Genomic DNA, 20,809 nt, shown 5'->3' with positions numbered 1-20,809 from the left:
TTCACTTTGCCCGCTATTTGATGGAATAAGAAGTTGCGTTATTTACCCCTCGCATTTGATGTCAAAGATCATCCCTGTTTGATTGTTGGAGGCGGCTCCATCGCCACCCGTAAAGCTCGCTTATTGCACAAAGCGGGTGCACGGATATTGGTGATATCCCCGGAAATTACCGATGAGCTTCAGCAAATGGTGACTGATTCTGGTGGGGAATGGTTTCAATCAGTTTATTCGAGCGAGTATTTACAGAAAGCGGGGCTGGTCGTTGCTGCATCTGATAGTGAGTCCGTGAATGCACAGGTTTCGGCCGATGCCCAGGCTCAGCGCCTACCTGTCAATGCGGTGGACGCGCCAGAGTTGTGCACGTTTACTTTCCCGGCCATTGTGGAGCGGGGAGATCTATCGATCGGTATCAGTAGTGGTGGCGCGGCTCCAGTACTGGCACGCAGAATCAGGGCCCAGCTTGAAGCTCTGCTGTCGCCGGGTCTGGGACCGCTGGTAACTTTGGCGGCGCGAATGCGCGATAGGGTTAAGGCAGTGCTGCCAGAGTCTCGGCGCAAGAATTTTTGGGAGTGGGTTTTTGCCGGCCCCGTTGCCAACCGTATGGAGGCGGGGCAACCAGCAGATGCAGAGCAAGCGCTGGTGGATGCGCTACAAGACTGGCAGGGGAGCCCCAATCCGGTGGGTGAGGTTTACCTGGTAGGTGGAGGTCCGGGAGATCCAGACCTGCTGACTTTTCGCGCACTGCGCTTGATGCAGCAGGCAGATGTGGTGCTCTACGATCGGCTGGTTTCACCGGAAGTGATGGAGTTGGTGCGCCGGGATGCAGAGCGGATCTATGTAGGTAAGCGCAAGGCTTTCCACGCGGTGCCACAGGACGATATCAATCAGCTGTTGGTAGATCTGGCCAGCCAAGGTAAAAAAGTTTTGCGACTTAAGGGAGGCGATCCCTTTATTTTTGGTCGAGGCGGTGAGGAAATAGACAAGTTGTCAGAGGCGGGGATTCCCTTTCAGGTAGTGCCGGGAATCACTGCGGCCTCTGGTTGCGCCAGTTACGCCGGTATCCCACTGACTCACCGGGATCACGCTCAATCTGTGCGCTTTATTACCGGGCACCTGAAAGAGGGTGAGTTGGACCTCCCTTGGCAAGAACTTGCGGGCCCAGCACAAACCCTGGTTTTCTATATGGGGCTTACGGGGTTACAAACCATTTGTGCTGAATTGATTAAACACGGGCTCGATGCGAATACGCCGGCGGCCTTGGTTGAAAAGGGCACTACGCGAGACCAGCGAGTAGTTGTCGGTGACTTGAGCAGCTTGCCGGCCCTTGCTGAAAACAGTGAAGTTCGAGCGCCAACACTCACCATCATTGGTGGGGTAGTGAGCTTGCATGAAAAGCTTCAGTGGTATCAGCCAAATCGAGAAGATTAAGGCAGGCACCCAATGACGCCGAGAGTACCTATACTGAAAAGGTACTCTCAGAGTGGTGTTCAATATGCTGCTTGCATTTATTCGCTTTTATTGCACCAATGCTGTGCGCTTTTTTCTCCCACCGGTCCGTGAAATAGCAATTCCTGCACAACTAGACAGTCACACCCGGCGCTACACCTACCACTACCAGCAAAAGAAGAGTTGGGTGAGAAACCTCTGGATTACATCGGCGGCACTGATGTTGTGCTTTCCAGTGCTGCCTTTCGTTGTGAGTCTTGCCTTCTTCACCACGTTTCTGTCTTTTGCAATACTCGATGAGACTGCCTGACTTTAGCGTCCCTGCGGTACCTCTAATTTAACGTGAGTCGGTAGCGAGGCTCGTGTTCAATAAATGATGAAGTGTTTCCCTTTACCCAATCCTGATGGCCGTTGCCGAAAAATGGTGAGAGTGGATGAGCACTCTGACCTGTGGCCATATGGAAAATACCGTCTGCATCCCGGCCCGGTGAAACCACTAAGCGCTGGGATGCGCCATGAGTGGGAGATTGGAAGCGGGGCATATGGGTATCTCCTGCGAGAGGCTCCGCAGGCATTGCCAGGAACCAGTTCAGCGGTGGTATTGCTTTGCCCAGTGGATGCTGGATCTTTGCCGTGTTTTCAGCACCCCAGGATTGACGCTTAAGGGGCTGATTGCTGCGGTTCATTTTTTCCAGTACTTGATCCAGGGCGGCGAGTTTTATCGCGTTCCAGGATTCAAAATCTGGGTTGAGAAGCTGTTTGGGCTCTTGCTGAGCCATTTCCCAAAGTGGATATTCAAATTGGCGTTTGAGTTGGCCGAAAGAAAACTTGGGCTGATAGCGGCGCATGTAAGTTAAAATGGGCGCTGTCGTAAGCTCCATTAACTTCAGGCGATAGTTGCGAACGATGCGATAGCCTACGGAGTCGATGGCGGCTCGGCCTCCCCAATTTTGAATCTGTGTATATACCTCGCGATAGTCCTGCTGATCCTCAAGTAAGGTGAGGAGGTGTTGCTGCCACCGCTCGAGAAATACTGCCTGATCGTCGAGCTGGATATTTAAAAGGTCCTGCTCATTGAATTTTTCTTGAGCGAAAAGCCGTTCGCGAATTTGTTGCTGACGTGCGCCGAGCGCATAGCCGTGGTTGCCCATGAGTTTGAGATAGTCCCCATCAACGATACGAGCGTTGGCACTCCAGATTCGGCCGGACTCCGGGTTATACAGGCGGGGGTGCTCCTGGGGGCTTAAATAGCCGTCCCAATAGGCACTACCATCTGCCCAGCTGACTGATCGACTGCCATCAAACCCGACTCGCTTGGGAATAGCGCCAGCCACAGTCCAACCAATATTGCCGTCACTATCGCCAACCACTAGGTTCTGGTGGGGGATGCCTATGGTGGGGCCAAGCTCCAGAGCTTCTTCGGCGGTACTGACAACTTCCATATCAATCAAGTTCATATTGCCGCCCAGAGTGTCGTGAGCAACCCAGCGGAATGCGAGAGGAACGCCATCGTGGTTTGTACCGATAACGGGACCCCAGATAGTTGTGCGAACTTCTATGGTTTTTGGGGCGCTGCCTTTGACTGCGATAGATTCTGTTTCATAGGCAAAATTCCTCCAGCCTTCAGGCGTTTTATATTGATTGCCGTCCTCGCTGAGTTCCAGTGGAATCAGGTCACTCCAGTCGCCACCGGTGTTGGTAAATCCCCAGGCAACTAATTCGTTGCTTCCGGCAACCATAATTGGGCCGCCCGGAAGTGTGACGCCACGGACAAATCGGTTGGTGCCAGGTATGCTCCAGCCTGCTCGGAACCAGATATTGGGAACACTCAGCCCGAGGTGCATATCGTTGGCAAGAATGGCTCCACCGTGCGCTGTTAAATTACCGCCGACCACCCAGTTATTACTGCCGTAAATCTTGTCATCACTCTCCATCGCCTGATAAACGATAGTGTCCTGTTCATCTAAAAGCGCAGAAATCGGTGTTTCTGGGAGGCTGACTTTTGCTCGTGCTTCGCCAAATAGTGGTGCGTCCCATCGCCCCCCTTGGGGAAAATAGAAAGCGTAGAGATCTGCTGGAAGCAATTCGGCTAAAGCGGTGTCGCGAAGTTCATAACTACCGCGTTCACTTTGAAGCGTCAGGTACATGCTGTAGATAGTTAACAGGCTATCGGCAGAATTCCAGGGGCGTGGTTCCTGGCCCAATAACAAATACTCCCAGGGTTTTGCGGGAAGCTGGTTGAGGCCAAAATTAATACCGTTGATATATTGATCCAGAAGGGCTTTTTGTTCCGCCGGCATCGCAGCAATGTTTCGCTCTGCTCGCTGGCGAAATTGATGTAAACGTACCTTTTGATCGTGTTTTATAGTGGATGCGCCCAGTAATTCTGATAATTCCCCAGCAGAACTTCTCCGCAACAGATCCATTTGGAAAAAACGTTCCTGCGCGTGTAAAAAGCCCAATGCGAAGGCCGAACTGTTTCGGTTTTCAGAATGAATTAATGGCACTCCCTGTGAATCGCGCTCGATAACAACCGGGTCTTTTAATTCACCCGTGGTAATGGTTCCATCGAGAGAAGGCAAGCTCTGTCGGAGCCAGATCCAGGAGCCAATTAAAAATATAATTATCAAACCCAATAGGCTGATAATTAGTGCTGGCATATACCGCTTGAGAAATGGGAATGTTGTCATTGTGGTGGCCGCAAAATCTCTGAGTTAATGTCGGTAGCACTTTATTGTGCAATTTTAATTTCACTCGCAAAGTTACTAAGCGATACAAAGAGTAACTTTTAGTGACAAAACCCAAGCTTTAAATTATAGGATTTTCCTGTCATTCACTGCTATTTCTCGAAGAACTGACTGGTCACAAGAAAAAAGTCATCGCAGGGTTTTCAATATGAAAACGCAACCGTAAGATGGCGTGCAATAACAAAAACAACAAGAAATCGAAAACATCAGGCTGTATAACAATAAACGCGAGGACGCGATGATGCACGATGTTGGTAGAGATGTAACAAACCGTAGATTCAATCTTTCCATTCTTTCTGGAACCATTGCTTTCCTCACCGCTGTTGGCTCTCACGTTCACGCTGCGGAAATTGAGGAGGTTGTCGTTACTGCGCAGAAGCGAGCGGAAAACCTACAGGATGTACCTATCGCGATTTCCGCCTTCACCGGGGAAAATATAAAAGAAGCCGGTGTCAAAAATTTGACTGATTTGGGGAAATATACGCCGGGCGTGGAAATGCACAATGATACCGCCCTGCAACCAACGTACAGTATTCGCGGCGTGCAAACTAATGACTGGACCATAGGCTCTGATCCAGCAGTGGCGGTCTATGTGGATGGGGTTTATACCGGCCGCAGTGCAGGTGCCGAGATACCGCTGACCGATATTGAGAGGGTTGAAGTCCTCAAAGGGCCTCAGGGTACACTATTCGGTCGCAATGCCACCGGTGGTGCGATCCACATTATTACCACCAAACCGCAGGCTGATGATTCTACAGAATTAAATCTAACTGCCGGTAATTATGGGCGCCAGTCGTCGGATCTTTTGGTTAATCGCCAGATTAGTGACAACCTGTATGGTCGTTTTTCGGCGTCGACAAATCGTCGCGATCCATTTGCCGATAATTTAGCAAATGGGTTCTCTGTAGGGGATCAGGATACTCAGACCTACCGCGCCTCTGTGTTGTGGGAGCCGGCGACGGATACCGAGGTGCTGTGGCGCGCCAATTACGGGATTATGGATCAAGGCAGCGCTTTGCGAACAACCATAGTGCCCAGCCTTAAAGATGAAACGGATGTTTTTGGCGACTATGCCCTGGATACCCCGACCATTGAGGATCGTGATTCCTTTGGCACATCACTGACAATTACCAAAGATTTCGATAATTTCACTTTTACTTCGATTACTGCCTACAGCGAATTCGATGCCCACCTGCAGCAGGATGAGGATGGTACCGCCAACCCGGACTATATGTTTGGGTCCGCTAATACTGATGATCAAAGCCAATTTTCTCAAGAATTCCGTCTCAATGGTGCTACAGATACCATCAAATGGACTCTGGGAGCTTCTTACTCCGAAGAAGAGGTGGATCACACCACTTATGCCAATTTCACTACCGGATCGGTAGAATCCTTCGCCGTTTATGAAGGGGTAAAGGCTGCCTATCCGGACCTGACCCAAACCGAGCAAGAGGACTTAGCGGTTATCACCCGTGCGCAGCTGCAGCAGGCGGGGTTGGAGGGAATTGCCAGCGCTTCCTTTGTCTATGACCTAATGCTGCAAACAGGCCAAGTGGATGCGTTACTCGCTCAGTTAGGGGCCACTGGTATAACCGGCGATATGCTCTATGCGGAAGATGTAGTCGGACAGATGATGGCGGGTTTCAATCCCTGGATAGCCTCGGATGCACATTGGGGGGAGAGCGTTCGCAACACAGGTGATTACCGTTCCAGTGCTATTTATGGCGACATGACCTGGAGCCTTACCGATAAGATGGACCTGACTGTCGGTGCTCGTTATACCTACGATCAAAAAGATTTCACCATCCAGACGGCTTATGGCAACAGTATTCCTCTGTCACTATCCGGCGGAGATGTGCGCTTGGTTGACGGAGATGGCAATGTGATCGGCACTGTAACTTTGCCTGAGGTCGACTTGGGGTCCCAGTTGTTTGGCATTGTGTTTTTCAACAATGGCCAGCCGGTTTTGGACTCCAAATTGAGTGATAGCTGGAGCGACCTTTCCGGTCGTATAGTGCTGGATTACCGCTGGAATGACGATGTGATGACCTATGTCTCCCTGGCGGATGGTTTTAAAGCCGGTGGATTCAATAGCCTGAACTTTGGTCCCGGGGTTGAGTCGTCTTTCGATCAGGAAGATGTCGTTAACCTGGAGGTTGGTCTTAAGAGCAGCCTGTTCGACAACCGAGTACGCTTGAATACCTCTATTTACACCTACGAATACAACAATTTGCAGGAGTTGGATCTGGTGGGTACTCCTATTCCCAGTTATAACTTGCGGAATTCGGATGCGGAGGGTACTGGGGCGGAGATCGAAGTACAGTGGGCAGTAACAGAGAGCTTGTTTATTGCCGGTAATTACTCCTACCTGGATACAGAGTTTACTGACTACCAGATCATCGAAGCCATTGGTGAGACTGAAGAGGACTCGAAAGTAGGTCAGTCTCGGGTATCAACGCCAGAGAATAAATTCAACCTAATGGCTGAATACACAGTGGACCTTGCATCTGGCGGGGAGTTTATTTTCCGTGGCGATTATAACTGGACAGATGAGCGAATTGGTTCGATTACTGATCGGACACGTATCGTGGAAGACTATCAGTTGTTCAACCTGCGGGCGGCCTGGAACAGCCCTTCAGATAGTTATTCTTTAGCGCTCTGGATACAAAATTTGACGGATGAAGAAATCGCTGGCGGCTATGGTGGTACCGGTGCAGCCATTGGTGCCAGTCCCGCCTGGCGCTTTATGCCGAGAATGTACGGTGCGGATTTAACTGTCCGATTTTAATTAACCCATGGGTTAATACGGCACAGGGATGTGCTGTTGTCGACCTTGGGAGGGCATTTAAAGGCTACAAGGGTATTGTGGGATTATTTAGAGCCCCTTATTCCGGCAGTAGTCTATAAAAAACGTTTAGACTGTGAAAATTGCGTCTAAATTTTGAAAGAAATAGTACATAAAACAATTTTTGCTCTATTTTATTAAGTTATTCCTGTCAGCATGACGAGAGAGTGGGCCGGTTTATCCGGCCCTTTTTTTTATTGACCCTGCAAGAGAAAAATAAACTGGCGCATATACCCTTCTGTTGAATAGCTAGCCTCTAGGTTTACACCTAAAACTGCGTATGATGATTTCAATAGAGAAGAAATGTGTCGCAGTTGATTACTAATATGGCAATACACGTCGGTGAAGTAACTTTAGAGGAAGTACAACATCAACTTCTCAGTGATTACCAGAAGGTTCGTGCAGAGACAGAGAACCTCGCTTTGCCGTTATCCCCAGAGGATATGCAGCTACAGTCTATGCCGGATGCCAGTCCTACCAAATGGCATTTAGCACATACGAGCTGGTTCTTTGAGACCTTTATCCTTGCTAACCGGTTGCGGGGATATCAAACGTTTAACCCACACTTCAACCACCTGTTCAACTCTTACTACAACAGTTTGGGTACCCCCTTTGCACGCCCTAACAGGGGGCTAATTTCGCGTCCGGATAGTGCCCAGGTTTATGAATATCGAAAGTTTATCGATGACTCCATGCACCGGTTGCTCAGTGAGTACCCGATTCCTGAAAATTTGGCCGCGTTGGTCCAGCTGGGGTTGAATCATGAGCAGCAGCACCAGGAATTGATATTGACCGATATCAAGCATGCTCTATCAACTAATCCCATGGCACCAGCTTACCGGGATATGTTTCCTGAAGAAGAAGACGGGGCACTGGAACCACTGCGTTGGTTGAGCATACCCAAGGACTTCTATGGGATAGGGAGTGATGGGGATGCTTTCTGCTTTGATAATGAAGGCCCTGAGCATCAGCAGTTTATCGATGACTTTGTGATTGCCTCCCGATTGGTTACCAATGGCGAGTATCTTGAATTTATAGAGGATGGTGGCTATGAACAGCATCGGCTATGGCTTTCGGATGGTTGGCTGCATTTGCAGAAAAATCAGCAAAAGCACCCATCCTATTGGCGGCTGAACAGTGATGGTTGGCATCAGTACTCCCTCTATGGGTTGCTACCCTTAAATCCAGCTGAGCCTGTCTGTCATCTTTCTTTCTATGAGGCAGATGCTTTCGCAACCTGGGCTGGAAAACGATTGCCTACCGAATTTGAGTGGGAGGCAGCTGCTTGCCATTTACGCCAGCCGAACCAGATGGCATCAGCTAATTTCCTGGAAAAACGTCACTTCAGGCCATTGCAGGCGCAACGGGGACAAACGCAGTTCTTAGGGGATTTGTGGGAGTGGACTTCCAGCGCTTACTTACCTTATCGAGGCTTCAGAGCCCGGGAGGATGCAGTAGGGGAGTACAACGGAAAGTTTATGTGTAACCAAAAGGTTCTTCGCGGTGGATCTTTTGCAACTCCGGCTGACCATATCCGGATCAGTTACCGCAACTTCTTTTATCCACACCAGTCGTGGCAATTTACCGGTATCCGTTTGGCAGGAGACTAAATGTGAAAGCAGCCGTATCATCGATGCAGGAAAGTTCACAACAAGACCATGAATTTCTCAATGATGTGTTACGGGGGTTGGCCGGAGATCAGAAAACACTACCGTGTAAATACCTATACGACGAACTTGGCTCTCAGTTATTCGAGAAAATATGTGATGTAGACGATTATTATTTAACCCGTACTGAGGCGAAGATATTCAGTCAGTATCTACCGGATATTGCTGAGGAAATTGGCCCAGGGGCGCTACTGGTGGAGCCCGGTGCAGGCAACTGCGAAAAAGTAGAGGGCCTACTGCATCTATTAAAAAGCCCTAGCGGATACTATCCCATCGATATTTCCCCGGAGATTCTCTATCTGGCGGGGCAACGAATTAAAAAAGGCTTACCTCATATTTCTATCTGGCCGGAAGTGGGTGACTTTACTCAAGCCGAAGTATGGGACAATCTGTCGAATATTGAGTCAAAAAAACGTGTGGTGTTTTTTCCTGGTTCGACAATTGGAAACTTTGAGCCGGATAGGGCGGAGCAATTGCTGGAGACGTTTGCGGCAAATTTGAGAGCGGGAGACGGCCTGCTTATCGGAACTGATTTAGTTAAAGATTCAGTTGTGCTGGAGAGGGCGTATCACGATAGTGAGCATATTACGGAGCAGTTTAACAAGAACCTCCTGCAACGAATTAACAGTGAGTTGGGAGGCAACTTTGATTTGTCATCTTTCTCTCATCGCGCCTTCTATCAGCCATTGCGACAACGCGTAGAAATGCATTTAGTTAGCCTCCGGGATCAAAGCGTCGCAATCGCTGGGGAACAAATCGTCTTTTCGGAAGGGGAGACTATTCATACCGAGAATAGCCATAAATATAAAGTGAGTAGTTTTAATACCCTGTTGATGAAAGGCGGCTTTAAACCTGTTCGCCACTGGACTGATTCCTCTGAATCTTATGCTATTCACTATGCCCAGGCTATCTAGGGAGGTTTTAGGTCTCCTTTTCTCACTGGTGATATTGGCCGCACCAGCAAGTTTTGCTGGTGCGGAGGAAAAAAAACAGTGGGATGCTGATAGTTTTATTGTGTATAAACATCCGCTTTGCTTCTGTTGTAACAAATGGGTGGATTATCTACGGGGTAACGACATTGCCGTATCTACCAGTTCTGAGCTGAATATGGCCAAAATTCGGCAGCAATGGGGTGTTCCTCGGGGGATGGAGGGTTGCCATACGGCGGTGTGGCACAACAAATATGTTTTTGAAGGCCATGTTCCCGTCAAACATATCCTGCAATTTATTTCCTCTCCTCCAGAGGATGGAATCGGTCTATTAGTACCCGGGATGCCCGTTGGTAGCCCAGGAATGGAGGTGGATGGAAAGTTTGAACCTTACAATATTTATCTGCTGCTGGAAGGGGGAGACTATCGCCCCTTTGTCCGAGTCGAGAAGCCCCAGAGTTAGCTCTTGTTTTTAGGTCTGTAGCGAGCTGTACCAAATAATATAGAGATAACTCGCTGCCACACTGATAACACTTACCGGCAACATCAATAAAAAGAACTGCCAGAAGTTAAATGGTTGCACACCAAATTTTTCCGCCTGCTGCAGCACTATTACATTGCTGGCTGCGCTGATTATAAATAGGTTACCAGCAACTGTAGATATGGCTGATAGCATCATAAGTGTTTGAGTGTCGTGTTCATGTAGCAGATTCAGGTATATTTCCACTACGGGAACATTGGAAAACAGTTGGCTGGCAAAAAAACTGACAAAAGTTACGGTTTCAGGTTCAGCCAGATTAATCCCGCTCTTGTGCAGAAAAAACTGTAGTGATCCGGACTTGAGTAGTGAGCCGGTCACAATAAACATAGAAATAAAGAAAAAGAGGGTGGGCCAGTCTACTTCTCTCAGTATTCTTCTTCTTTCATGACTCGCCAGATAAATGGGTGAGCAGGCGACCAAGCCTATTTGACCCAAGGTTGGGTGGTAAATACCTTCTACGTTATGAAGTACACTGCCTAATGCTATTAGAATTACCAGAAGGGCTGCCGACAATAGAGGTGGCCATTTTTGTGCTATCTCATTGTCCTCTCGATGCTGAATGCCTACATTGTGACTGGGTTCGTCAACTTTAAGAAACCTTTTTAACCAAAGAATCGACAGCAGCATGGTGATTGCTGCCGGGATAAAGATCCACTCGGCAAATACCAGGAACATATTGTCAAACTGCCCTGCGTTGGCAATCAAGATATTTTGTGGGTTGCCGACTGGGGAGATCATGCTGCCGATCGTTACGGTGGCACAAAGTAAAATAAGTAGGGGTACAACACCCCAGTTCATATCCCGAGCCATCAATAGAGCGATAGGTACACCAATCACTGCTGCAGCATCATTGGTGAGAAGGGCGGCGCAGACGGCCATGATCAGGACATAGCTTGCCAGTATGGTATTGGGTTTTTTTCGCGAGAGTATTCGCCTGCTGATTTGCGCTGAAATCCCTGTGTCGTATAGAGTGGATGCAATCGAAAATACAGAGAATAAGTAGAGGATTAAATCCCAATCCACAGCAAAGAATGCGTCTTTAAGTGTGATTTGCCTCAAGGCCAAAAGTGCTACTGCGCCAAGGGTCATGATGTGCCAGATACGAACTGCAGACGGTAGCCATTGGCGCACGGCTATTAGGATAAAGATGATTGCCGAGACGGTTAAGCTGATAGACATCTATCGTTATCCGAGTGTCGCTAGTCCCAACTGCTACTCTGGTTTTCAGCATTGCTATTTTTCTGAGGCTCTATCCAGTGCAGCAGAGTGCCAACAAGGCCATTCATAAGAGTTTAAACAAACCTCTTCTCTTTACGAATTTCTTTGCTGGAGATGTGGTTGCGGGTTTGGGACCATACCTGGCTATTTACCTGCTCTCAGCCATGCACTGGAAGCCGGGAGATATTGGGGTTGTCCTGGCAATTGGCGGGGTAACCACTGTACTGCTGCAGACACCTGCTGGCGCATTTATCGATAGTACTCGCTTTAAGAGAGGGCTTATTGCCACTTGCGGGATCATTATCGGTATTGTTTCTATCACTATTGTGGAATTTACCAGCCACAAGCCATTGATTTATCTCTCTCAGGTTTTGATGGGAGGCGCAATTGCCTTCGTGGCTCCTTCTATTGCGGCAATCACACTCGGGGTTACCAGCGATAAGAACTTTACCTATCAAACCAGTGCCAACCAGGCCTCCAATCATGCGGGCAATGTCTTTGCTGCTGGGCTTGCAGCGATTCTTGCCCTGACTATTTCCGGGCAGGGGGTGTTCTGGTTGATGGCAGTTATGGGTGCCCTTATGGCGATCTCGGTAGCCTTTATTCCGGGAAAATCTATCGATCATATCCGTGCTCGGGGCGGAGAGCACAAGGATCTAGAGGGCAAAGCACAGCCGTCGGGCTTCAAGTCACTGCTGTCTGACAGGCGCCTGGTCGCTTTGGCTGTCAGCGTGTTTCTATTCCACTTTGGCAATGCCGCGATGTTGCCCTTGGTGAGTCAGAAACTGTCGATTAACTCGAATGCCGATATAGCTATTGCCTTTACATCAGCTTGTATCATCGCCGCCCAGTTTATGATGATGCTGATGTCCTTTCTGTGTGCGGCCAAAGCGGATACCTGGGGGCGCAAGCTAATCTTCCTTATCGGTTTTTTTATCAATCCGGTACGGGCGCTGTTGTTTATGTCTACGGACAATCCGTACTTCCTGGTAGCAATTCAATCCCTGGATGGCGTGGCTAATGGTATATTTGGCGTCATTATTATTTTAATGTGTGCCGACCTGACACGTGGTACGGGCCGTTTCAATGTTACTCAGGGCGCTATGGCTGCCTTGGTGGGAATTGGTTCGGCATGTAGTAATTTTTCTGCGGAATATATTGTTCAGTATTTTGGCTATGGCGTTGCTTTTCTTACTTTGGGAGCTATTGCTCTGATCGCCGGTACATTTTTTCTGATTTTTGTCCCAGAAACGAAAGGGGCAACAATCCCTAAACCATCAGCAGGAAACTGATAGCCCCGGTTGTTTCGACTATTGATAGAAATCTATGGTTAATTCTTTTTCTCCAGCCCCAGGCCTTGGCAATCGACATATTCAGACCGTATTCAGTCGTTTTCACCGCGCCACCCCCTGGATTGAGACAGATTGCCGCTGGTACGAAACGCCTGATGGCGATCGCCTTTCTTTGCATTTTCCCAGACCGCTACGCAATGATCCCGATTATCCTCTGGTATTGATACTTCATGGTTTGGGAGGTTCGGTAGAGTCGCCCTATGTGCAGGGGCTGATGGAAACTCTTCTGGCATACCATTATCAGGTCGCTGTAATGCATTTTCGAGGTTGTGGTGGTGTGCCTAACAAGTTGCCGAGGGCCTATCACAGTGGTGACACTGAAGATCCTCGCTGGCTGGTTAGTGAACTTAAGAAGCAGTTTCCATTAATGACGATTGCCGTGGTTGGCTTCTCATTGGGCGGAAATGTTGTTCTGAAAATGTTAGGTGAAGATGGTGGCCGCGGGCAGGTAGCCGCTGGGATTGCTGTTTCGGCGCCAATGGACCTCCATGCCTGTAGTCGCTACATCAACACTGGTATATCCCACCTTTATGAGCGCCACCTGATTAGCGGGCTTCGTTTGAGCCTGCTTCATAAGGCGAAAGACCCACAGTTGGCTGCGGCCTTACCCGATCTCAATTGCAGTGAGGACTTTGTCGATTTCAGGCATTTCGACAATGCTTTCACTGCGCCGTTACATGGTTTTCGTGATGTGGATGAGTATTACACCCAGGCATCCAGTAAGCCTTTACTCAAAGATATTCGCACGCCGACTTTGATTATCAACGCCGTTGATGATCCTTTTATTTGTCCATCAGCGATACCTGTAACCAGCGAAGTTAGTTCTGCTGTCGATTTGGCGGTGAGTGATCGAGGGGGGCATGTAGGGTTTATAGATGGGACGGTATGGAGCCCCAGTTATTGGCTGGAGAAAAAAATACCCTACTTTTTGGGGGCAGTCGTTGGGTTTCCAAAGGGAGCCCGTTAGGGGGCTCCCATTTCCAGGCTCAGGGTTAACAGCACTGGGTACTCGATTGATCCGCTTCGGGAGTGTCGCTGGCAAATGGCATTTCCTTGCCGCAGCCGGGAAACAGGCCATAGTGCCGCGAAAAATCGCCAATAAACTCGAAGTGGGGTGCGAGACGGGTCTCTGCGAGCATTCTCCAAGTATTACCGCACACAGGGAATACTCGTCCGGTCTCAATAATGTGGTGTCCATCGAGAACGAATTGATCGGCAGAGCCCGGAAGTGTGCCTTTGTAAATCACTGCTTGGCCGTAATCCTCACAGTCTTTTTCCAGTTGCGCTAATTTGAACAATCGATAAGTGGCGGAAAAAAATCGAATTGATCCACAGCGCTGGGCCAGGGTTGGGTTGGTGATAAGTAATGGCCGACTCTCCACCAGGCGTGGATCGCGGAAGCCGCTGCCCTGAGCAATTTCCAGAAAGTCATTCCAGTAGAGTGCGCCCCCAAGACACTCGCCGAATAGTTCGGGGTCAGAGCTAATTGCGGGGGGAATGCGGCGGTCGGCATAGACATCGGAGAAGTAAAATTCTCCCCCTTGTTTCAGCAGCCGGAACAAGCCTTTGAGTACAGCATCTTTGTCTGTGGAGAGGTTAACCACACAATTGGAAATGATCACATCAAAGCTTTCAGGCTCTAATTCCAGTTCCTCCAGCTTTTCGATGTAGCCGTGCAGGAAGCGGACATTGTCATAACCAAACTTGTCGGCGTGATGGGCTTGGTGCTGCCTGGCCACAGCCAACTGCTCTTCCGTCATATCGACACCTACTACTTCACCTTTTGGACCTACCAACTGGGAGAGCAAGTAAATATCCCGGCCTGAGCCACAGCCAAGATCCAGTACCCGGCAGCCTTCCAAAAGTGGAGGGCAGACAAGTCCGCAGCCGTAATAGCGTGATAGGACATCGGGATGAATATTGGACAGCAATGGTTTTAGCCACTCTGGCATATCGCTGGGATCACAACAGGCATTGGTCTTCAGGTCTGAAGAGTTCTTTAGTTGGCGTCCGTAGTAGTCCTGTACTAAATCGTGCATTGGCTCTTTACCTATTGCGGGGGTTAACCAAAAAGGCGCAGTTGCGCCGGTATTGGCGCTCTTTGTAATTTTGTTGAGGAAGTGTAACAAGTCTGCGGTTCCCGCGACTAAAAACCAGAGGAATCACGGAAGAGTTGAGGAGTTAGAGGTTCTTCTGGCCAAAGGTTTCCGCTTTCGAAACTGATGCAGAGCTCTATACTGGCATGATATTTCACTCATTCTGGCTCAAGATGCAGGGTAAAGCAGAAAAGTCTCAATTGGCACAAAAATACCAGCATGATGCACTAGATATTTCAGAATCAGCAAAATTGCCTTTTGGCGCCAGTGGGAATTGGTTTGTAGAGAATCGCATTATTTTCGTTAATATCGACTCTCTCCGCTTCGATATTATGAGGGAACGTAATTGAGCGATCACCTAGCTCCCAGTGCTTCGACAGAGTCCGCCGAGGATTCCTTACAGAATTCGCAGTTCCTGGTGGATTTGCGCCAGCAGATGCTGCGTTTTGCCAGTTTGCAGTTGCAGGATACGCAGTTGGCTGAGGATGCTGTTCAGGAAGCATTGATGGGTGCCCTAAAGAACTCGCGTAGCTTTTCCGGTCGCTCGGCTTTGAAGACCTGGGTCTTCGCCATTCTCAAGAACAAGATTGCCGACATATTGCGACAGAGACAGCGCTTCGTAGATGCGGATCAATTGGTTCGTGGGGATAGGGAAGAATATGATCACGATGAGCTGTTTGATCAGACGGGGCACTGGCAGAAGGATGAAAAGCCCAAACGCTGGGCTGATCCTGAGTCGGCAATTCACGATAAGCATTTCTGGCGGATCTTTGAGGCCTGTCTCAGCCATCTTCCCTCGCGCCAAGCGCAGATCTTTATGATGAGGGAATTTATTGAGCTGGAAAGCCATGAGATCTGTGCTGCCATGGAGATTACCGTTAGCAATTTAAATGTCACATTGCACAGGGCGCGCCTTCGCTTGCGCGAGTGTCTGGAAGATAACTGGTTTGGTGTGGAGAAGTGACAATGATGAAGACCTGCCGGGAAGCCACGAAGCTGATGTCTGAGTCCCAGGAGAGGGACCTGCTCATTTCCGAGAAGGCGAGCCTGAAGTTACATCTGGCGGTTTGCACACCTTGCCGCAATTTCGGCAAGCAGATGAAGACCCTCAGGCATATAACCAAATCTTATGCTCAGGGTGGCCCCGAGAAAGCTGACAACGAAAAATAGCATTTCGCACTTGGGGCCACTTATCCAATATTGGCGTTCCTAGCGGGGAGGGCGAACCGGGCGGTAGGCGATATGGCCACCGACAAAGTGCGGTTCATACCAGTAGGACCCGCAGTGCTCATAGGTAACGTTACCAACAGTTACTGCAACACAGCTGCGAGGCAACGTATATAACCACCCGCCGACACCTACGGCTGCTGCCGTACCCCAAAATGCTGGTCCCGGGTAGGGCCAGTAGTGGGGGCGCCAAGGGGGCGGTGGGTAGGGTGGATGATGGGGGTGAAATGGGGGGTGATTGGGAAAGCGCCTTGCAAACTCCCCCGGGGCATAGCCACCGTGGAAGCCTCCACCCATCGGACGCATCCCATTAAAATGTCCCCCAATATTGAAATGAGCCCCACCACCACCAAACCGACCAAAGGCTTCGGCTGAGGGACTGGCCAATGCAGTCAGTAGTGCCCCCGTGACCAGAGCAGGCACAACCAGTTGTGCAAGGAAACCCGTCTTTTGACCGTTGCGATGCATCATGGTGTGGCCTCCTTATTGGGTTCCGCCTTCTTAAACTGAATCTGCTTGAGCTTGTCGATGGAAGGGGTAAATTGCCCGGCGGCACCAGGTTTGGCTTCCATCCATTTCAAGGTGGCAATAAAGCGCGGCTTGGCGGGGTCGCGGGTGTTTACTGTTGAAATACGCAGGGGCAGAGGCTTGTCACCAGCCTTGATCCAGATTTCCCAGTCCAGGTTTTCAGAGCGAAATGCCCAGTGCTCGGTTTTTTGGCCGTCAACCATAGGCCGGTTTACCAGAAAGCCTTCTTTGATACCGGACCAAACATTTTCCTTCCTTCCCCATTCGAGTAGGTCGGCAAAAGGAATCTCAATGCCGTAATCCTTGGCGGCTTTGGTTAAAACTTCCGCTGTAGGCTGGGGTGCTTCCATTTCTGCGAAGTAACCATCGCGGGGAGCAATCACGGTGAACTTGTCGCCATTGTGAATGAATTGACGGGTAATAGAATCTGTTTTCAGGTCTACACGCAGTTGCTTGGGTGGCATTGCCATGTATTTGACGGTACCGCCAATCAGGAGCTTTTCCTGATTCTCCAGAACGACCTCAGTGAATATATCGGCGTTAAACATCATCATTTTGAGGCTGGCGAGGTAGTCACCCATTCGTTTCAAGGTTGCCATCGCCTTGGGGTCTAGGGGCTCGTTTGATTCCATGGCCCCCATTTGGCCTTGAGGAGGTTTGCCTTGCTGCATTTGCCCTGGTGGCTGGGGGGGATTGCTGTCATCGGTCGATTGAGTGGGGTGCCCTGGTGGCGGGGTTTGGCCTTGGGAGCCAGTGCTATCGGATTGCGGGGGTGGTGTCGGGTTTTGAGCGACAATCGCAGGGGCTAATGCCACCGTCGCTGCAAGAATCAGCGCCCTAGCCAAGCCACCAAAGGGTTGAAAAGCAAGCATTTACCGGTACCTCCCAATACATAGCCATAGTTGTGGCATCTGAATCAGTGTAGAGGAGAACCTTCGCGCCTGCTGTTGCGTAAAAACGAGTATTGAAACGAGACTGGCTATCCAGAATTGCTGGTCAATAAGCTGTTGTTTTACAAAACTTTTGCCGTATTCAATTGAGGCTCTGGGTTATGTTTGCTAGAGTCGATCCATTATTGATACTAGCCTGCTCCTATGAATGTGGTTCGTCTGTCATTTTTACTGATTGCGCTGCTGATTTTCCAGACAGCTGGCGCCTTCTATGACAGTCATGATGAGCTAGAAGATATCACCATCCACTTCTCTTCAAATCATACAGATCAACTCCCGGGGGTAGCTCCTACTGACGAGCCTGATGGGGGTTCCGTCACTTTCTCGCTGCCTTCCTCCGGTGAAGAGCAATCTACACCGACGTTGGATTTCTGTAATCACTGTTGCCATTGTCACGGAATTAATGCAACCGGGCTTTTGGGGCAGTCTTATCAACCTCTTCTTCGGGGCACTATCAGTTACAGTGACACAATCAGTGCAGCTGTGCCCTCAGGTTATTTTTCTCCACTTTTACGCCCACCTATAACCCAAGTCTGATTAGTTAAATACTGCGTGTGCCGCTATATGAAGTATGTAGCTTTTGCCCACGCATGCTGATCGAGTTGTGACTTGGGAGAATTCCATGGATTTTAATTACACGCTCTTTAGGGGCGTGGTGGGTCGTGCAGCCGCTAAATTCTTGCTGGCGACCACTTTGAGTTTATCTGCGCAAACTGTTTTTGCGCAGAAAGGGGAGCTATTAACACTGCCAGAGGCAATACAGAGAACGCTGGCACAAAACCCCCAAATTGCAGTTTTTCCTTTCCAGCAATGGGCTTTGGATGGTGCTGAGTTCACCGCAAAACAGCGTCCTGCTTGGGATTTTGGCTTTGAAGCTGAGTATGCAACCTACGACGATGGCTCATCAGGTAATGGCCCTCCCGGGCCTCCAGGCCCCCCGGGTCCTCCAAGTGACGACGATGATGGCGATGATGAGTATACCGAGCTTGAACTGACCGCCTCACTCTCGTCAGTTATTGAGTTGGGTGGAAAACGTGAAGCTCGTATTGATGTAGTTAATGCCCAACGGGATCTCTTGATTGCTGATGAGCAGGCGACTGCGTTAGATGTCTTGGCCGAGGTAGTTCGAGCCTATGCCCAGGTACTTGCTGCCGCGGAGTTGCTTGCTCTTGAAGCAGAAAAAGTTTCACTGGCTAAAGAAACGCTGAAAGTGGTGACTACGAGGGTGAATGCCGCAGCTTCGCCAGTGGCTGAACGCATGCGGGCAGAATCCGCGTTGGCAAAAGCCATTTTGGCTGCTGAGGCGCAGGAGAGAATGCTGACTTACTACAAGTACGCATTGTCTGCACTTTGGGGGCAGCCGACGCAAGACTTCACTGTTGATTCCAGCGTGTTGTTTCGTTTTGAGCCAGGTGCGAGTTTCGAGGTGTTGTACGAAAGAGCTCAGGAAAACCCTGCCATTGCTCGATTTGCTTCGGAAGAGCGATTACGTACATCGCAACTGCACTTGGCACAGGCGAAGTCGAAGCCGGATATCGGTTGGTATGCCGGTTACCGTATCGACCGCGAATATGATGAGAATGCGGTGGTGGCGGGTATTAACGTGCCTCTTTTCACCGGTCGACGCAACCGGGGTCGGGAAATCTCTGCGATGGCTGAGTTGGAGCAGGTTCAGTTAGAGAGAGAGGCGGCGCTTCTAAAACTCTACCCCCAACTTTTCCTGGCGGTGACAAGCCGGGAACAAGCCCTGGCTACCGTCGATGAAATGGAAAACACCGTAATCCCTATGCTGCGCGAGGGGCTCTCCGAAGTGGGTCGGGCTTATCGCCGTGGTCGCTATTCCTATGTTGAATTAATTTCTGCCCGCGAGGAGTTGCTCGATGCCGAGCGTTCCCGAATTGTTGCGGCGCGATCTGTCCATTTATATGGCGCGGAAATTGAGAGATTAACTGCCCGACCTTTAGGGGCTGTGGCTGCTGATAGCAGCAAATGAATTTGGATTTAGAAAATGAGCAGATCAAATAAAACATTAAAGTTTGCGATGTTGTTCTTCTCCCTTTTGGTATCAGCAATGGGGGCGATGAATTTCAGTTATGCAAGTGGCTCCCATGGCGGAGGGCAACATGAAGAAGAGTCCAAAGGGCCCCATGGAGGGCGGCTTCTGGAGCGCGGAGACTTAGTGGTTGAGCTGGCTTTGGTAGAGCAAAGTGGTAAGGCTGAGTTTCGCGCGTGGGTTCAGAAAAATGGAGAAGCACTGAATAATGCGGATTTGAGCCTGACTCTAGTTCGACTTGGGGGTAAGTCAGAACGAATAGCTCTTTCCCGCGATGACAGTATTGATTACTGGCGCAGCCATAGAGATTTGCCTGAGCCCCATTCATTCGATATTGAACTCTCCCTGACCTACAAGGGGGGTAGTGCTGAATGGAAGTTTGAATCCTATGAGGGCCGCGTAAAGATAGCCGAGGATATGGCAGCAAAAGCCGGTATTAAAACTGCGATTGCCGCACCGGGAGTTATTCAAGAGCGCGTCATTCTTTACGGCAAAACTGCTATCGATCATCGCAGCCTCAGCCATGTTCGCGCCCGCTATCCGGGCACAATTATGACGATTGAAAAAGCATTGGGTGATTCCATACAAAAGGGGGAAAAGCTGGCAACAATTGAGTCCAATGACAGCTTGCAAACTTATTCCTTGATAGCGCCTATCAGCGGTCAGATTATTGATAAGCAGGCCAGTCGAGGGGAGTTTAGCGGTGACCGGGTACTGTTTACGATTGCGAACTACAAGCAAATATGGGCAGAGCTTCAAGTATTCCCCACTCGCCGGGGACAAATTGCTCGCGGACAAAAAGTTTCTATTACCGCCGATGGGCTCTCATTTGATTCGACAATTGTCAGCTTGGCACCGGGGGGCAATGGCACGCCTTTCGCAATAGCCCGCGCGATGATTGAGAATCCAGAGGACATATGGACAACAGACCTGATGGTTCAAGCTGATGTTGTCACCAATGAGAGTCCCGCGCCTTTAGTGGTGGAAAATCAAGCGCTACAACCCTTCCGCAATTGGACCGTTGTGTTTGTAAAAGTAGGGGATGCTTATGAGATTCGCCCACTGGAACTTGGGCGGACCGATGGCAGGGTTACAGAGGTATTAAGTGGACTCAACCCTGGAGACCGCTACGTCACTGAAAACAGTTACTTAATCAAGGCGGATATAGAGAAATCCGGCGCTGCTCACCACCATTAATTGAGGCCAGAAG

18 protein-coding genes are annotated in these 20,809 nt (G+C 49.7%); 13 read left to right on the top strand and 5 right to left on the bottom strand.

From position 1 onward, the window contains the following. Window positions 1–33 precede the first annotated feature (33 nt). Both cysG and ACJJI6_RS06650 read left to right on the top strand, forming a co-directional pair. Entirely contained in the window at window positions 34–1,428 is a 1,395-nt protein-coding gene (gene cysG / locus ACJJI6_RS06655; protein ID WP_475712899.1) for a siroheme synthase CysG, read from the top strand. Window positions 1,429–1,492: 64 nt separating this feature from the next. Continuing rightward, window positions 1,493–1,756: a hypothetical protein gene (locus ACJJI6_RS06650; RefSeq protein ID WP_444908100.1), complete on the top strand. Its 264-nt coding sequence runs from the start codon at window positions 1,493–1,495 to the stop codon at window positions 1,754–1,756. A 22-nt stretch (window positions 1,757–1,778) separates the two neighbouring features. Here ACJJI6_RS06650 and ACJJI6_RS06645 read toward each other — a convergent pair whose 3' ends face one another. After that, entirely contained in the window at window positions 1,779–4,106 is a 2,328-nt protein-coding gene (locus ACJJI6_RS06645) for a penicillin acylase family protein (protein ID WP_475712898.1), read from the bottom strand. A 325-nt stretch (window positions 4,107–4,431) separates the two neighbouring features. On the opposite strand from ACJJI6_RS06645, the gene ACJJI6_RS06640 reads away from it, so the two are divergent. From ACJJI6_RS06640 to ACJJI6_RS06625, 4 genes are all read left to right on the top strand, one after another. Beyond that, entirely contained in the window at window positions 4,432–6,981 is a 2,550-nt protein-coding gene (locus ACJJI6_RS06640; RefSeq protein ID WP_444913971.1) for a TonB-dependent receptor, read from the top strand. 362 nt (window positions 6,982–7,343) lie between these two features. Continuing rightward, a complete protein-coding gene (gene egtB, locus ACJJI6_RS06635) occupies window positions 7,344–8,648 on the top strand; it encodes an ergothioneine biosynthesis protein EgtB (RefSeq protein ID WP_445358225.1) in 1,305 nt (434 codons plus the stop codon). Between the two features lie 2 nt (window positions 8,649–8,650). Then, on the top strand, window positions 8,651–9,619 hold the full coding sequence (gene egtD / locus ACJJI6_RS06630; RefSeq protein ID WP_444897507.1) for an L-histidine N(alpha)-methyltransferase: 969 nt from the start codon (window positions 8,651–8,653) through the stop codon (window positions 9,617–9,619). Beyond that, window positions 9,603–10,097, top strand: coding sequence for a DUF411 domain-containing protein (locus tag ACJJI6_RS06625; RefSeq protein ID WP_444897506.1), 495 nt, complete (start codon window positions 9,603–9,605; stop codon window positions 10,095–10,097). Before egtD ends, ACJJI6_RS06625 begins: the two co-directional genes overlap by 17 nt. 9 nt (window positions 10,098–10,106) lie before the next feature. Here the strand turns inward: ACJJI6_RS06625 and ACJJI6_RS06620 are convergent, their stop codons facing one another. Continuing rightward, the gene (locus tag ACJJI6_RS06620; protein ID WP_475712897.1) at window positions 10,107–11,354 is read right to left on the bottom strand and encodes an ArsB/NhaD family transporter; all 1,248 of its coding nucleotides are present in this window, start codon (window positions 11,352–11,354) and stop codon (window positions 10,107–10,109) included. Window positions 11,355–11,431: 77 nt separating this feature from the next. Here ACJJI6_RS06620 and ACJJI6_RS06615 point away from each other — a divergent pair, with 77 nt between their 5' ends. Together ACJJI6_RS06615 and ACJJI6_RS06610 are read left to right on the top strand one after the other, a co-directional pair. Then, entirely contained in the window at window positions 11,432–12,685 is a 1,254-nt protein-coding gene (locus ACJJI6_RS06615) for an MFS transporter (RefSeq protein WP_413662210.1), read from the top strand. Window positions 12,686–12,719: 34 nt separating this feature from the next. Continuing rightward, window positions 12,720–13,712 carry a hydrolase gene (locus ACJJI6_RS06610; RefSeq protein WP_444897503.1) on the top strand — a complete coding sequence of 331 codons (993 nt, stop codon included), beginning with the start codon at window positions 12,720–12,722 and terminating at the stop codon, window positions 13,710–13,712. 25 nt (window positions 13,713–13,737) lie between these two features. On the opposite strand, the gene ACJJI6_RS06605 is transcribed toward ACJJI6_RS06610, so the two are convergent. Further along, a complete protein-coding gene (locus tag ACJJI6_RS06605; RefSeq protein WP_475712896.1) occupies window positions 13,738–14,784 on the bottom strand; it encodes a methyltransferase domain-containing protein in 1,047 nt (348 codons plus the stop codon). A 403-nt stretch (window positions 14,785–15,187) separates the two neighbouring features. Here ACJJI6_RS06605 and ACJJI6_RS06600 point away from each other — a divergent pair, with 403 nt between their 5' ends. Together ACJJI6_RS06600 and ACJJI6_RS06595 are read left to right on the top strand one after the other, a co-directional pair. Next, a complete protein-coding gene (locus ACJJI6_RS06600; protein ID WP_282933052.1) occupies window positions 15,188–15,805 on the top strand; it encodes an RNA polymerase factor sigma-70 in 618 nt (205 codons plus the stop codon). 2 nt (window positions 15,806–15,807) lie between these two features. Beyond that, window positions 15,808–16,011, top strand: a complete 204-nt coding sequence (locus ACJJI6_RS06595) for a zf-HC2 domain-containing protein (RefSeq protein ID WP_444913967.1) — start codon at window positions 15,808–15,810, stop codon at window positions 16,009–16,011. 39 nt (window positions 16,012–16,050) lie between these two features. On the opposite strand, the gene ACJJI6_RS06590 is transcribed toward ACJJI6_RS06595, so the two are convergent. Beyond that, the gene (locus ACJJI6_RS06590) at window positions 16,051–16,539 is read right to left on the bottom strand and encodes a hypothetical protein (RefSeq protein ID WP_413662207.1); all 489 of its coding nucleotides are present in this window, start codon (window positions 16,537–16,539) and stop codon (window positions 16,051–16,053) included. Beyond that, entirely contained in the window at window positions 16,536–17,468 is a 933-nt protein-coding gene (locus ACJJI6_RS06585) for a DUF2092 domain-containing protein (protein WP_444913966.1), read from the bottom strand. The genes ACJJI6_RS06590 and ACJJI6_RS06585 overlap by 4 nt, the downstream gene beginning before the upstream one ends. A gap of 222 nt (window positions 17,469–17,690) precedes the next feature. Between ACJJI6_RS06585 and ACJJI6_RS06580 the strand changes: the two genes are divergently transcribed. From ACJJI6_RS06580 to ACJJI6_RS06570, 3 genes are all read left to right on the top strand, one after another. Further along, window positions 17,691–18,083, top strand: a complete 393-nt coding sequence (locus tag ACJJI6_RS06580) for a hypothetical protein (protein ID WP_444913965.1) — start codon at window positions 17,691–17,693, stop codon at window positions 18,081–18,083. 85 nt (window positions 18,084–18,168) lie between these two features. Continuing rightward, the gene (locus ACJJI6_RS06575) at window positions 18,169–19,539 is read left to right on the top strand and encodes a TolC family protein (RefSeq protein WP_475712895.1); all 1,371 of its coding nucleotides are present in this window, start codon (window positions 18,169–18,171) and stop codon (window positions 19,537–19,539) included. Between the two features lie 15 nt (window positions 19,540–19,554). Beyond that, window positions 19,555–20,796 (top strand): efflux RND transporter periplasmic adaptor subunit, encoded by a 1,242-nt coding sequence (locus ACJJI6_RS06570; RefSeq protein WP_475712894.1) that lies wholly within the window; start codon window positions 19,555–19,557, stop codon window positions 20,794–20,796. Window positions 20,797–20,809 lie beyond the last annotated feature (13 nt).

The sequence above is a fragment of the Microbulbifer maximicatervae (SeqCode) genome (assembly GCF_056232625.1).
This window is presented reverse-complemented; position numbering and strand designations above follow the sequence as displayed.